The organism is Streptococcus rubneri, assembly GCF_004785935.1.
GTDB classification, from domain to species: domain Bacteria; phylum Bacillota; class Bacilli; order Lactobacillales; family Streptococcaceae; genus Streptococcus; species Streptococcus rubneri.
Genome location: NZ_SRRP01000002.1, coordinates 195,984 through 211,079, shown reverse-complemented (window position 1 = coordinate 211,079; position 15,096 = coordinate 195,984). Strand labels below are relative to the sequence as shown.

11 protein-coding genes and 1 tRNA gene are annotated in these 15,096 nt (G+C 34.4%); all 12 read right to left on the bottom strand.

Annotated elements, in window-relative coordinates:
* Positions 1-201 precede the first annotated feature (201 nt).
* Entirely contained in the window at positions 202-2,028 is a 1,827-nt protein-coding gene (locus E5S68_RS09205; RefSeq protein ID WP_135783291.1) for a UvrD-helicase domain-containing protein, read from the bottom strand.
* The gene (locus E5S68_RS09200; RefSeq protein ID WP_135783290.1) at positions 2,015-4,102 is read right to left on the bottom strand and encodes an AAA family ATPase; all 2,088 of its coding nucleotides are present in this window, start codon (positions 4,100-4,102) and stop codon (positions 2,015-2,017) included. Before E5S68_RS09200 ends, E5S68_RS09205 begins: the two co-directional genes overlap by 14 nt.
* Before the next feature lie 631 nt (positions 4,103-4,733).
* A complete protein-coding gene (locus tag E5S68_RS09195) occupies positions 4,734-5,513 on the bottom strand; it encodes a dimethylarginine dimethylaminohydrolase family protein (RefSeq protein ID WP_135783289.1) in 780 nt (259 codons plus the stop codon).
* Between the two features lie 28 nt (positions 5,514-5,541).
* Entirely contained in the window at positions 5,542-6,621 is a 1,080-nt protein-coding gene (locus tag E5S68_RS09190) for an alanine racemase (RefSeq protein ID WP_135783288.1), read from the bottom strand.
* Positions 6,622-6,658: 37 nt separating this feature from the next.
* A complete protein-coding gene (locus E5S68_RS09185; protein ID WP_135783287.1) occupies positions 6,659-8,095 on the bottom strand; it encodes an amino acid permease in 1,437 nt (478 codons plus the stop codon).
* A 94-nt stretch (positions 8,096-8,189) separates the two neighbouring features.
* Complete coding sequence (locus E5S68_RS09180; RefSeq protein WP_135783286.1) at positions 8,190-8,966, bottom strand: dimethylarginine dimethylaminohydrolase family protein; 777 nt, start codon at positions 8,964-8,966, stop codon at positions 8,190-8,192.
* Between the two features lie 976 nt (positions 8,967-9,942).
* A tRNA-Thr gene (locus E5S68_RS09175) sits at positions 9,943-10,015 on the bottom strand.
* Positions 10,016-10,061: 46 nt separating this feature from the next.
* Positions 10,062-10,520: a GNAT family N-acetyltransferase gene (locus E5S68_RS09170; protein WP_135783285.1), complete on the bottom strand. Its 459-nt coding sequence runs from the start codon at positions 10,518-10,520 to the stop codon at positions 10,062-10,064.
* A 38-nt stretch (positions 10,521-10,558) separates the two neighbouring features.
* A complete protein-coding gene (locus tag E5S68_RS09165; protein ID WP_135783284.1) occupies positions 10,559-11,344 on the bottom strand; it encodes an ABC transporter permease in 786 nt (261 codons plus the stop codon).
* 1 nt (position 11,345) lies between these two features.
* The gene (locus tag E5S68_RS09160; protein ID WP_135783283.1) at positions 11,346-12,164 is read right to left on the bottom strand and encodes an ABC transporter permease; all 819 of its coding nucleotides are present in this window, start codon (positions 12,162-12,164) and stop codon (positions 11,346-11,348) included.
* Between the two features lies 1 nt (position 12,165).
* On the bottom strand, positions 12,166-13,158 hold the full coding sequence (locus tag E5S68_RS09155) for an ABC transporter ATP-binding protein (protein ID WP_135783282.1): 993 nt from the start codon (positions 13,156-13,158) through the stop codon (positions 12,166-12,168).
* Positions 13,159-13,636: 478 nt separating this feature from the next.
* Positions 13,637-15,043, bottom strand: a complete 1,407-nt coding sequence (gene lacG, locus E5S68_RS09145; RefSeq protein WP_135783280.1) for a 6-phospho-beta-galactosidase — start codon at positions 15,041-15,043, stop codon at positions 13,637-13,639.
* Between the last annotated feature and the right edge of the window lie 53 nt (positions 15,044-15,096).

Below are 15,096 nucleotides of genomic sequence, written 5' to 3'. Positions count from 1 at the left end.
TTTTCCATCTTTATATGTAGATAAACTCTTGAATATTTAGGTACACCAGTTGTAGAGTATTCAATATAGTCATCTTTCTCAGAAAAATAAAAATCATACTTATCACAACTTAATTTTATAATTTCATTGGATTTAATTAAGAAGTATATTTAATTATTTAAACAACTATTAAATTTATTTTTCTATTTCCTTTACTGATAATTATTTTGGAACAATTGTTCTAACCGATACTAATTTAGAATTCCTAAGAAGTGAATACATCTCATTAATAACTTTATTATTTTGGAGGTTATTTTTTCTCCATTTACAGTGTGTGAAGATTAGGTGACTTTTGGCTCGTGAAAGCGCAACAAAAAATGCACTTTTATCTTCTTCTGGTTGTTTATCAAAATTCCAGAACGCAGAATCTTCCAAGCCTAAAAAATAAACTGCCTCATATTCTAATCCCTTACTTTTATGGATAGTCATGATTGGAATTGAGTTTTCACCTCTGAAATTAGATATTATATCTATCCATACGCCTCGTGACTGTGAATAATCTTTATATAGCAATTTTGAAAAACTCTTAACAATAGTAGTTAGGTCACTTTCCCCATTATATATTGAAAAGTTTGAAATAATTCTATTGGCACCTATTTTTTCAATAATACATTCAATTAAATTTAGCATGTTATCTTCGTTAGGAATAAAACTTGAAATTAGGCAAGCAATATCACTAATTATATTGTCAATCTCCTTATATGATTTTGCCACAGCTAATTCATCAGAAAATTCATTTATTCCATTTATATTGTCATAAAAAGTACTTATATTTTCCCAAATTAAAGGACTTCGTTTTCTTTGACTACATGATATTAAATCTAATAATAGGTTACAAGTAGGATCTTTTAAAATCTCTTGATACTCGTTTTCAATTCTTGCATTTATTCCTTTACAATTTAGTCTAGGTATCAATTCTGAACTATAATTATTAACGTTTTGTTTTGCTAGAATACAGATTTCTGACGGCCATATTCCTCTCTGAATTTTTGATTCGATATCAATCGCAATCGCCTCTGCTTCGGAAATTTCATTGTCAAATTCAAATAATGTTATTTCACCCTCTTGAAATTCTGGATAATCCTTTATCTGAAAAATATTAGTATCTTTATTTAAGATTTGATGAACCTCTTTTTGAAATTCTACAAGTTTAGGTACAGCGCGATGATTCATCAATAATTGATATTCATTTGAATCAAAGTCTCGAATATAATCTAGAAAAATATCAGGATTTGCCCCTGCCCACCTCATAATGGCTTGCTTATTATCTCCAACTGCGGTCAGTTTACAGGACGAACCTAAAAAGCAAGCTGTTAGTAGATTATATTGATCATATGTAGTATCCTGAAATTCATCTAAAAATACAAATTCATATGTCATTTGAAGTGCTTTACAGATGTATTCGTTAGTAGCTATTATTTGAGTAGCCAACTTTGTTATTTGTTTGTAAAAAAGAACTGGCTTATTATTCTGAGTACCCTTTAACAGATCATGTTTTATAGTTGAATCATTCTTACTCAAGGCAATACTTTCTGCAATTTCCTTAATTCTATTCATCCTCATTCCAGTAGTATTTAATCCGTTTCTATCAAGAACCTCTTTTATGACTTCCATTTCTTCAATCAAATAGTCCTTCGATGGTCTTATCTCCTTAGGAAGAACATTTCTAAATTGGTCTAAAATCCTCTTTTCAAATGCTGAATAAGTTAGAGATGTAAATCGAGAAGCATATTCTTCACCATAACGTTTTTTAACTCTATCTTTCAAATTTGCTGCAGCGTCTGTTTTAAAACTTAAAGCTAAAGTCTTTTTTGGAGAAATACATTTATTTGTAGAAAAAAGATAGTCTAACTTTTGAGCTAATAATTCAGTTTTCCCAGCACCTGGACCAGCAATGACTAAGCAATTGTTAACATCCTTGACAGTTCTTAGAGCTGCTTCTTCTAAAATGATATCTCCTTTAGGAACCCACTCATTACTCTTTACCATCTTCAACGTCTCCAAGTATTTTTTCAGCACATTTGACCATTTTTTTAAATACAGGGGGCAAATTTCCTCTTAATTCATCATCACTAATATATGATAAAAATTGCATATGAGTTGTTGGTTTCCCTCTACCTAAAAAGAAATATTGATACCAAATCATTAGTTCTTTTTCTTCAAAAGTAAAGCTTTCGCCTGGTCCACTCTTATCCTTTAAAGTAGCTCTCTTTGCTTCTTCAATACGATTTCTGAGACCTTCAAACTGCGATATATCAAAATAATCCAAATCAGTCAATTTTACTTTTTTACCATCTCCATTTGAATCAGTATATGAAACAATTGGTCCTTCTTTTGGGGATAAAGTATTCAGATAATGAACCTTATAATGTTGTAGCATCAAGAAATCAATATCGAGCGGTGCAGAAAAGAACACATTGAACTTTTCTAACATTTTAAGCCACTGTTCATTAGGTCTATCAATCTTCCAGTCCTTTATTTCATCAATCTCATTATCAACTAAAACTCGGTCTTCACCGGTTTTAGTTGATACAGTAACAAGTCTTTCTTTAGCAACTCCATTTATTATCAATTGCTTTATTACATATTGAATTCTTCCCCAACCACCTCCGTATCTTTCATTATCAAAATCCAGTAAAGTAATATGAGGAATCCTGAGAGCATTCAATAATTTCCAAAAATAGTTGACATGTCTGCCTCCTAGAGGAACAATTGAAATCTGAGAGCTATCAATCTCTTTCCCAAGTAGATCAAAAAATTTTGGTAATAACAGTTCCTCGCTGTCACCTTCACCTAGAATTACTAACTTTGCAAAATATAGTTCAGGATAGGCTTGAATTGCTCCCTTAATGTACTTATAAGATTCTTGAGTCTCTTTCGGTAGTTTTATGTCAGAAATAATTGTTTGACTATCTCCGCTACTATTTTCTATTCTTAAATACCTCAAATCTTCTGGTTCTATTCTTTTTACAATAGCTGGAGAATGTGAAGTCAAAATCACTTGAGAGTTGTCGTTATTGCTTAACTGGTTAAACCTTTTTACCAGTTTTCCAATGTGATGTGGAGCAATATGATTTTCTGGTTCCTCTATTGCTAAGATAGTTAGTACTGGTGGTATCAACTTAAATCTTGGATTATCAGGATTTTCTTCACGGTCTTTAGTAATTTGCAACTCAATATCAAGTATCGAATCAACAAGTGAAAAATAAAAAATAGATCTCAGTCCATCTCCTAAATCTGAAACTGTAAATGCTTCTTCAGTGGTTGTTGGTGAAAATTTTAAGGCAATCTGTCTGAGGGCTGCCGCCATCTCAGAAGAATTAATAGTCAACTCTGCTTGAGAAAAACGGTTATCTTCATGATATAATTCCCATGATTTCTGAATCTCTTGATTGATCTGGCTTAACGCTCCAGTTTCAGATAAAAAAGTATTATTCAACTCTTCTATTTTATCTGTAATTTCATGTATCTCATCTTCGGTCCAATTTATACTATTTACCAGCCTACTTAACATACTACCTGAAGTATTACCTATCTCCTTCTCAGGCGTTCTTGAAGCAGGTACATAAAATACCCTAATTTTATCCAAATCCTTTCTAGGAGCATGATGCTTGTCTTCATCTCTAATAGTATCTTCATCAGATGAAATATAATAAATTTGAGTATCAACACTTCCTTCAACTGTTCCATCATCCTCCCAAGAAGATTCTAACCTGATTCGCAGAAATGGTTTAACAAAATCTTGAGAAACTGTGAAGTGTTCGAAAAACAAAGGAATTGCGGGATCATAGGAAGGGACATCAGGTATATCAAACTCAAAAATAGTTTCTATAAAGAGGTTTCTAGCATTTTCCCCGGGCCTTGAACCTTTTGGAAGGTGAAAATCACTTTTTCTAATTATTCTATCACTTTGTTTGTCCGAAAACAGCTTACTCAATGCTTGTAATACAGTTGTTTTCCCCGAACTGTTATTCCCAATCAGTACAGTTTGATTGTTAAATTCAATAACTTGCTCTTCACCGAATGATCTAAAATTATTAATAATTACTTTTGTTAATTTCATTTATTCTCCTATCTCGAAAACAAGACATCAGGAAGTTTTTCACTAAACTATAATAAACATAAAGTCTATTGTTTGAAACCAAAAATACTCTTATTATTGGTTTTGGATTACTATGTTAAAATAAGATAAATCTCTCATCTTAATTCAATAATCCACAACTTAATAATATGTCCAATAATAAGAAAAGGATGATTACAGGCAACAACCTTTTTTTATTTTAAAATAGAATTCCTTTAATTATTATATCATTTTTATATATTATTCCAAGTTTATAAATATAGCATCTTTACTTTTAGAAGTCATCCACAAATTCATTTTGATAAATAGAATAAAAAATGTCCAAATTAATTAAAATCTGCGCATCTTATTAATTTTATATTTGGAAGAAATTGTGAATCTACTTTCCGAAAAACAACTATTTTCCGTAGAGATAGATTTAATAATACAAAGAATTCATGTCTTCTTTATGTTCTTAAAGCATTATTGATATCAATACTATAAAGAATACATTTTGCTCATTATCTCAGGATAAACTTTACTACAATTGATCACTGATTATTTTTTTGATTAATATATTATAATTCAAAAACACTCAAGGGATTTTTCATCACTTGAGTGTAAAGCAAACTAACTAGAAACGTAATGACAAACAAGTTAAACTACCATCAATTTTTTTAAATTCATCTGTATTAACTACTATTACTGGATATCCTAAACTTTTAATATGCTCTAAAGTTTTTGAGTAGCCCTCAGGAACTAGTACGGTACCATTTATATTCAAACTATTAATAGCGTATAGTTCTTCTGTTGGAACCACAAATCTGTTAAATTCATGAAACTCAGGAACTTCATTCATTTTCGCACTAACAAGCATATTATTATTTTCAAGATAAATCACAAAATCTTTCAAATGCAAACCTTCAGTAACTGGAATTGTTGAAGAAGTATATCCAAATTTGGAAACTATCTCATTAAACTGTCGGGCTCCTTCCTTATTTGTACGATCAGAAAGTCCAACGTAAAAATGCTTTTCTACAAGCATAACATCTCCACCTTCCATAGTTCCAGGGGCTGCAATGTGGAAGATTTGCTCATCAGCATAGAATTTCTTTATAGCTGGCACTATTTCATATTTTTCGCCATTACGCGATTCTCTTGGAGAATTAGTAATAATAGCACATTCTTTCATTACTACTGCGGGGTCTTCAACAAAACATGAGTCCGGGTATTCTTCCAATGCATCAAGAACCAATGCTTTTACACCTAAGCTTTCTATTGTTTCAACATATTCTTGATGTTGATCAACAGCTTTTTCATATACTGGCTTATCATCGCTAAACATGCCTGTACTGATACCTTCAAGCATTGCTTTACATGGTTTTCTAGCAATTATGTTTTCAAATTTTAGCATATGTTTCCCTCCAGAGAGTTACAACTAATTAAATATATTCTTTTTCAACATACTCGGACTGACTTAACATCAATAAGTTCTCGTACATCACATGGAAACTAACAATATCTCCTATTTTATAACAGTGTTCACTTTCAGTAATATCTAATATTGTATGATCACTACTTCCACCAATTACCTCAACATTTGGATCTAATGGGCGAAGATGTAAACAGTCACCTAAATCTTGTCTTCCAACCGCAAGTAAAGCTCTGCGTCGAATACCCTTATCTTCATATTCTTTTTTATTTCCAAATGCATCAACAGCAATTGTTCCTATTGGATGACTAGGTTTATCCTTCAATTCGATAATCTCAGCCTGTAGTGTGAATGCTTCATCGTCATCAGAAAACACCTTATAATCAAAACAATCATCTAGATCACTTATATATAATGCATCTCCAATTCTTAATTGGGTAATCCCTTTTGGCATAGTCTCTTTAGCAACCAAAGGAAGACTAGTTGAAGCACCTCCAGAAACGACCTCGATCCTTCGTCCGATTGCTTCGCTTACTTTATCAGCCTTTGAAATGAGTTCCATCATTTTTTCTGGAGTAGGCATTATAGAACCGTAACAACCTAAATTTGTTCCAATTCCCAATAAGTGCAAATTTTTTAATTCTTTTTCAATTGTGCATACCGTATTCAATAGCTCTTCTTCATCAAATATTCCTTCACGTAAATCGCCACATTCTGTCATGATTATGACACCATGAACTTTATTCTGCTCAGAAGCCACTCGATTTAGTTCTTTTAAAACTTCCAAAGAAGAATTCAAACTAATATCTGCACAGGAGACCAATTCATCGACTTCACTAAGCATTGGGATACGCAAATCATATGTAAGAATATTCGGATTGATTTCTTTAATTTTCTTTAATTGAGAAAGTCGAGATGAAGCTAATGTTTTAAAACCAGCTTCGATGAGTATCTCAATAACTTTATCGAGACCATTGACCGCCTTGACTACTCCTACAGCTTCAATCCCTAAATTATTACACATTTTTAATGCATTCATTGCATTATTTTTTAATTTTTTCTTATCAATAATAAATTTCGGATAGCTCACTTTATTCACCTTCTATCTATTATCTTATTTTCAGCTTTTACATAGTAGATAAATCAATTGTTCCATTGAAAATCAATACTAGACTAATGATTGCCAATGCTACAATAAATAGAGCGATTAATTTTTCTATATTAGTGAGGAAATTCTTATTGTGTTCCTTACGAGCAAAATAATAAACAATTATACAAGGTGCAAAAAGAAGCGCTGTAATTATGATATACTTCCAACCAGTTGAATACATTAAATACGCCATTGCAATAGTCGAAACACAACCAAGTAGAGCATTTAATTTAAAACCTTTATCAAATTTGATTGATTTTTTGATCATTGTTAAACTAACTGTAAAGTAAGGAACCAACATTGTACTTGAAGCAAATAAAGCCATAACATTATAAATTGACTCATTAACAATGATGGTAATGAAAAATGCTTGTTGAATAATTGTTGAAACAAGTAATGAATTTGTTGGTTGACCAACAGCATTTTCTACACCAAAGAATTTAGGTACAATTTCATGCTTCGCTGCAACGTCTAGAATTTCTCCAGCGAATAAACAACAACCAAACCAACATCCCAGGGCTGATAATGCAATACCTAAGTTCATTAGTATTGCACCCCATTTACCTACAACTGCCTCTAATATTCCACCTAATGCTGGAACTTCCATACCGGCAACTTCTACTTGAGAAAGAACACCAAATGTTAAAAATGTTAGCAAGAGATAGGTTACCGCAATCACAATATACGAAATGACAATTGCTTTTGATGCATCAGATTTTGATTTTGCACGTGCAGAATATATCAATGCACCTTCAATTCCAACGTACACCCAAATTGTGGAAGCCATTGCTGTTCCAATTTGACCATTTATAGTTGATGGTAAATCATTTGAAGCAAATGCATTTTCCCATAATCCTGTATTAAATATATTTACTTTAAATGCTAATAATAAGGCTACAATGAAAACTACAATTGGAATCATTTTAGCAAACCAAATAACAGTATTTACTAATGAAGCATTTCTAGCTCCTGACGCACAAATAGAGTAAAAAATCCATAAAATAGCTGACAGCAAAACTAAAGATGGAATATTATTTCCTCCACGGAACATTGGTATAAAATACCCTATAGAACTAACTGAAAGTACTCCTAATGAGATATTACCTACAACAATAGATAACCAATATCCTACACAAGATAAAAATCCTATGAATTTCCCAAATCCCTGTTCTGGGAAACTAAAAATCCCTGCGTCTAGATCTGGATAGTGGTCTTGAAGATATTTCAAACAATAAACGAATACAGCAAAAGCTATACTCGCAAAAACCAACGCAATTAAAGCAGGACCTGGAGCTACAGATTTTGCTAAATCACGAGGTAAATTAAAAACACCAGCTCCTATTACTGTTGTAACTGTAAGAGCAACTAATCCTAGTAAACTAACATTTTGTTGGGCAGTATTTTTCTCAGTCATATAACTATCCTCCCCATATACATTTCAGTATATATCCTTATTAATATGGTGGGAAAAATTAATCTTAATCCCACCATATATAGTTTTTATCTAATTAGAAACGCAATGAAAGACAGCTCAAACCACCATCAATCTTACGATATTCAGAAGTATCAACAACAAGAACATCATAACCAAGATTTTCGACTGCAGATTGAACTTTCGGATAACCAGCTGGAACAATTACAGTTCCATTAACCCAGATACAATTTGCAGCATAAGCTTCATCAGGGTCAACAACTATCTTATTAAATGATTCAAATAATGGATTATCAATGAATTCACCTGCAACCAACAAATTATTATCTTCTAAGTAGTTAACACCCGTTTTAAGATGCAACACTTCTTCTAATGGTACTTGAATAACAGTTTTTCCATATTTTTCAAGAATTTCCTTCATTTGAGCAAATCCTTCATCGTTTGTACGAGCTGATTTACCTACATAGAAGGTATCTCCCACCATCATAATATCTCCAGGCTCTACCATACCTGGTGCTTTAATTTCATGTACATTTGAATAAAAACTTGATAATAATTTGCGGAAGTCTTCTAGTTGAGTTTCATTTCTACGAGTATCTGCACCTGGTCTAGAAATGATAGCACATTTATCTGTACAAAGTGCAGTATCTTCCATAAAGCATGAATCAGGGAAGTCGTCATTTGGTGGCAATACATTAATCTTAACGCCACACTTAGTTAAAGCTTCAACATAATGTTCATGTTGAACCAAGGCATTTTCATAAACAGGCTTTCCAAGTTCTGGATTAGATGTAATTCCCTCACTAATTCCTCTTCCAGGAATACGAACAATAACATTCTTAAAGCGTTTCATAAACTTTACCTCTCTATTCTATAAAAAACTCTAGAAGGTTTTAGTTATCAAAAAGATATGCCCTGTTATGTATGCGCTTACATTTTATTGCGGAGGAAATACTAACGGGACATATACTTTCTATGCCTCTCTTTAGTTTTAATTCCAAAAGTTATCTAAAATAAATAGACTTTGGATTAAATCAAGTATGATAGCTACTCGTGAGACTTAATTAGTTAGCACACCAATATTTCTCATTTATTTAATAACTTTAGATTTAAATTAGTTCAGATCATACAATATTTAAAATACAATATCGCATAGACCTACGTTTTCTTCTTTACATGGATGTGTTAACAATATAGTTTCCGAATTATTCCTTTCTAGTTAACATTCCATATCTCACCCCCATTTTACCACTTAATAATTGCATGTCAATATTTGTATTGTGAAACTAGTTTCAGAAATATATAGTCTTAAAGTATGTCCACTGCCAATGGGTTTTTCAATATTTAAGAGGAGATTTATAATGGTTCATTTCTATAAATTTTTAAACGAGTTATATATTTTGTTTAACCAATTATTAACTATTTTTATCAATAATCACTTCATTAATTTGTACTTTTTAATTTTGATTTATTTTTCGTGCATATTTTATATGAATTTAATTCTAATACATTTTAAATAAAAAATACGCAATTTTAATTGAACTTGCGTATTTTATAACTTTATATTTGAGAGTTATTGTAAATTAACTTTCCGAAAAATGCATCTTTTCTGGAAAGATAGTTTTGAGCATTTCTAAAATAGCTCTAGAATATTGATAAAGCCATTCCCATATTAGCTAAAACTACGATTATACATTACAAGAGAAGATTAACGATGAATTTGAAAACATCCGAAAACTTTTATAATAATTTGGTACAAATTTTGGTACAAAAAGTGATTCAACAGCAAAAAAAGCCCGTCACAATAGGCTTTTTCTTGTATCATTTGATGCCGATTGCAGGGATCGAACCTGTGACCTACGCGTTACGAGTGCGTTGCTCTACCAACTGAGCTAAATCGGCGATTGCCTTCTTAGTATAGCACTCTGATAGCGGATGTCAAGCACTTTTAGTTGATCTTTTTAATCAAAATCTGACAAGGATTTTTAAGATCCCATAGTTGAGGAAAAATCTCTAATTTTTTAAAACCAAGACTGCGATAAAAGACATTTGTTCGGTCATAATCTTTATTTGAACCTTCTGCGACTGTTTTGACCTGTAAATAATCAACGTTTTTGCGTGCTTCACTTAAAGTAGCAAGCAATTGACTCCCAATTCCTCTACCTTGATGAGCTTTTTTTACACCGAGACAATCAATTTCTGCACAATCTTCACTAGAATAGGACAAGCTTACAAATCCAAGCAAATTACTCTCCTGAAAGGCAGTCCACACCTTCAAATCCTTAGCTCCTTCGATGTAGGCTTGCGTGCTTTCTGGTATTCCAAACCATTCTGGCAAATCCCTTAAAATCTCAGCGACAACTGCCATTTTTTGATCTTCATCCTTGACTTCTTTAATTACAAACATCATAAGTTCCTTTCGTGATTTTTGTCTTACTTTAGCTCTTACGAACCAGCACTTTCGTAGGCATCCAATCCCCTGTCCCAGAGTTTAAGGGAAATGACAAAGAAAACAAGAGAAATCAGAATCAAACCACCAATATTAAAGAAGACATCCTTGCCCTGCAAGAAATAGCTGGCAGGATAGTAGGCCGTAAAGGCGAAAGGTACAATAAAGCTAATTAACCAACGAAGGAGCGAATTGTAAATGGAAATCGGGTACTTGGCAAAATCATTAAACATATAGAAAATGTAAATCATGGCACCTGACTGCTTGGTCCAAAAAGCGATGCTGGCTGTTGCAATTTTCAAGGAAGTATAAATCAAGGTCGCAAAAGGAATACAAACTAGAAAAAACAGGAATTTGGGAAGAGTCCAAGCAATGCTAGTCGCCGTTGTCGTTAGTAAGATTCCACCGACCAAAAGTTCACCCAAGGCATCAATCTGAAAGGTCTCTACCAAAATATGAAAGAGGGGATTGATAGGACGAGTCAGATACTTGTCAAACTCCCCTTTTCGAACTAGTCGTTGACCTAAAGCCCAGAGATTGTCAAAAAAGAGATGATCTAATCCCTTTGGAATTAAGGAAAATCCATAGATAAAGGCAATCTCTTGAAAGGTCCAACCTTCTAGCGAGGGGATGTGTTGAAAGATGACATTGAGAAACAAGAGGTTTAGGCCTTGAGTCAGAAAGACTCCCAACACACCAACCACAAAATCAACTTTGTATTCCATGATTTGCTTGATGTATTGTCTAATAAAAATCAGATGCATGCGTTGATATTTTTTCATACTAACCTCCCTGAATGGTGATAAATGACTGGACTCGTTTCCAAATCAACTGAGACAAGCCCACCATCACTATAAGCCAGAAAAACTGAAGCAAAAGTGCTTGAAGAATCTGACTGGCATCGTATTTCCCAACGATAATCATGACAGGAGTGTAAATCAAGGATGAAAAAGGCAAGAAGGACAGAATATCTGAAACAACCTTTGGAAAGAAAGCCAAGGGAATTAAACTTCCAGACATAAAGGCCACTATTGAAGTCTTGAGTAGATTGGAACCCCATAGATTTTTAAACACAAAGGCTGAAAATCCAAAACAGATATTAAAGAAAAAGTTAATCAGATAAGCCAGGGTTAAGCTAAAGAGGTAAAGGACAGTTAATCCCAGCACTTCTACAATACCTTGCCCAGATAAGATTTTCATCAAAACAATGACACTTAAAAATGGCAGTCCAACAGAGATAAAAATCAACCACTTGGAGCCAAGTTCGGTGAAAAGGTAAGAGGCCGCAAAATGCACTGGTCTCAGCAAGCGCATGATAATGGAGCCATCCTTAACCTCATCTCCAATCATAAAGGAGCTATCAGACCTGGTCAAAAGATTGGTCACAAAACTCATGATGATGTAGAGGGTGATATCCGCCATACTGAAGCCCTGAATCAAAGGCTCCTGGGAGGAATCAAAGACAGCCTTCCATAGATAAAAAGCCACAAAAGCACCCATGACATCGCCAATCCGATAAAGTAGAAAGTTGACTCGATAGCTAATCAACTCCTGAATCCCTGCATTGATAAAGGGTTTATAACGTCTCCACAATTTGACCATCTTAGAGCTCCTTTCGGTAGAAGCGACGGATAATATCTTCAATATCTGTATCTACCATCTTCAAATCGCGGATTTCAAAATCAGACAGGGTTTGCTTGATAATATCAGCTGATTGGTAGCGGGAACTATCGAATTCAATATTGAGAGTATTTCCTTGTCTATCAATGGACATATCTGGCAAGCCTTCATAATGAGAGACGAGATGACTTTGACCTGGCGTCAGGTCAAAGGAGAGAGTCTTCATCTTTCCAAAGGTCTCCTTGAGCTGGCTAACCGTTCCATCAAAAATCTCTTGCCCCTTATCAATCATAAAAATCCGATCACAGAGTTGCTCAATATCACTCAAATCATGAGTAGTCAAGAGAATTGTTGTCTCTTCCTCCTGATTGATCTGGGTGATAGCACGTCGAATATTATCCTTGACCGACACATCCAAACCAATAGTCGGCTCATCTAAAAAGAGAACTTTGGGATTGTGAAGTAAGGAAGCTGCAATGTCCGCCCGCATCCGTTGTCCCAGTGAAAGAGTCCGCACGGGATCCTTGATAAATTCCTTCAAATCCAAAACTTCATTCAAAAAGTCCATGCGCTTATGGAAAAGCGAGTCCGGTACATCGTAAATTTCCTTCAAAACCGTGTAGGTCTCTTGCAGTGCCAAATCCCACCATAGCTGGGTGCGTTGTCCGAAAACGACTCCAATATCCTTGACATAATCTTGGCGATTGTCCTGTGGAATCTTGCCGTTAATCCGACAAAAACCAGATGTCGGTTTTAAAATTCCTGTCAGCATTTTGATGGTGGTTGACTTCCCAGCACCATTTGCCCCGATAAATCCTAAAATCTGCCCTTTTGGAACTTCAAAAGTTAAATCCTTGACCGCTTCAAAGGTCTGCTTTTCAGGATGAACAAAGGAGCGCAAAGCTCCCTTCAATCCTGGCTCCTTTACTGTCTTCACAAAATTTTTCTGAAGATGTTGCACTTCTATCATTGCCATATCTATCTCCCTATTGTAAGAAGCAACATTGTATTTTTGACTACAAATATTCTAAATCCTTACTTTCTACACTTTCTCAATATTATTACAGAAGGCTTTATACCAACCTATTATAGTCCAATAAAAAATAGAATGCAAGCGTTTGCCGAAAGATTATGAGATTAGAGATTTCACTCTTAAAATAATACTTTTGAATCAAAAATTCTGTTAAATAGTTTCCTTAAGACACCGAAAAACCTGCCCTTAGGGGCAGGCTACGAATTGTAAAAAGGCAAACTATTTTGATTAATATGAATCATAATCTCCTAATATTAACTCAACAATTTAATTATATCATGTAAAAACTATATTGGCCCTTCAAACAAAAAATTATTATTAGAAATGAGTGAATTGTTTTGTTTACAATAAACACTTTTCCAAATAAGAGAACCAAAAAAGACCTACCCTTACGGATAAGCCTTCTTACATGTTTATTTCTTTATTCAATTACTTGGCTTTCTGCTACTTTCTTGTACCAGTGAGCTGACTTCTTCGGATAGCGCTCTTGGGTTTCAAAGTCCACATAAAAGAGACCATAGCGTTTTTCGTAACCATTTGACCAAGAGAAGACGTCCATGAGTGACCAAATGAAGTAGCCTTTGACGTTTGCCCCATCCGCAATCGCATCGGACAGAACTTCCAAGTGTTGCTTCACATAATCAATCCGTCCATCGTCATAAACCGTGTTGTCCACAAACTCATCTTTGTAGCCCAGTCCGTTTTCAGTGATGTAGATTTTCTTATAGTTTGGATAATCCGCCTTCACACGCATGATTTGATCATACAAACCTTGAGGGTAGATGATCCAATCCCAGTCTGTACGAGGAACATAGTCAGGCGCTACTCTACGACCAACCCCTTTGATTTGGTATTTAGAGCTTCCTTTTTCCCCTTTACCGTTGTGGATGATTTCAGTTTCACCATCAAAGGCTTCCATCCAGTCACTCATGTAGTAGTTAATTCCAAGGAAGTCGTTCAAATCTTTAGCTGCTTCAAGTGCCGCAAAGTCTTCGTCACGAAGATCCAAGCTACCACCATTGACAGATAAGATGTGGTTTACACCTTCCATGGTTGCATCTGAATAGTGTCCAAGGTAAGTAGCATCCAAGATAAATTTGTTATGGATGATATCTTCCAACTCAGCAGCACGAACGTCTGCAGGATTTTTAGGATCCAATGGATACTTAGTTGGAAGGGCGTGAACAACCCCGATTTCACCTGTATAGCCTTTGTCTTTGTAAATTTTCACAGCACGTGCATGAGAAACCATCATATTGTGGTGAGATTGGAAGACTTTGGCAAGATCATACTGAATCCCTGGAGGGAATTTCCCTACCAAGTACTGACCATCACCGATTGGGCCGATTTCATTGAAGGTTGTCCAGTAGTTGACTTCTGGGAATTCTTCGAAACAGAAGGTAGCGTAATCTACAAAGTGTTCGATATTTTCACGATTCAAGAAGTCTCCATTTGAGTGAAGAGCTTCAGGAGTATCAAAGTGGTGAAGAGTTACGAATGGTTCTACATGACGTTTATGACATTCTGCAAATAACTTATGATAGAATTCTACCCCTTTTGGATTGACTTCACCATAACCAGTTGGGAAAATACGCGACCAGGCAATGGAAATCCGAATACCATTGACACCGTATTCTTCAGCTAATTGAAGGTCTACTGGATATTTGTGGTAGAAATCACTAGCAGGTTCTGCTGTATACCAATAGTTATCAGCTAAGTATTTGTCCCATGCAACAGGGCCTTTCCCATCTGTATGAGTAGCCCCTTCTGCTTGATAGGCAGCTGTAGCGCCACCAAAAATAAAATCTTTAGGAAGTGTTTTTGTCATTTTTTCACCTTTTTCTTGATTGGATCAAAGGAAAAGTGAGTGGAGAGGAGTTA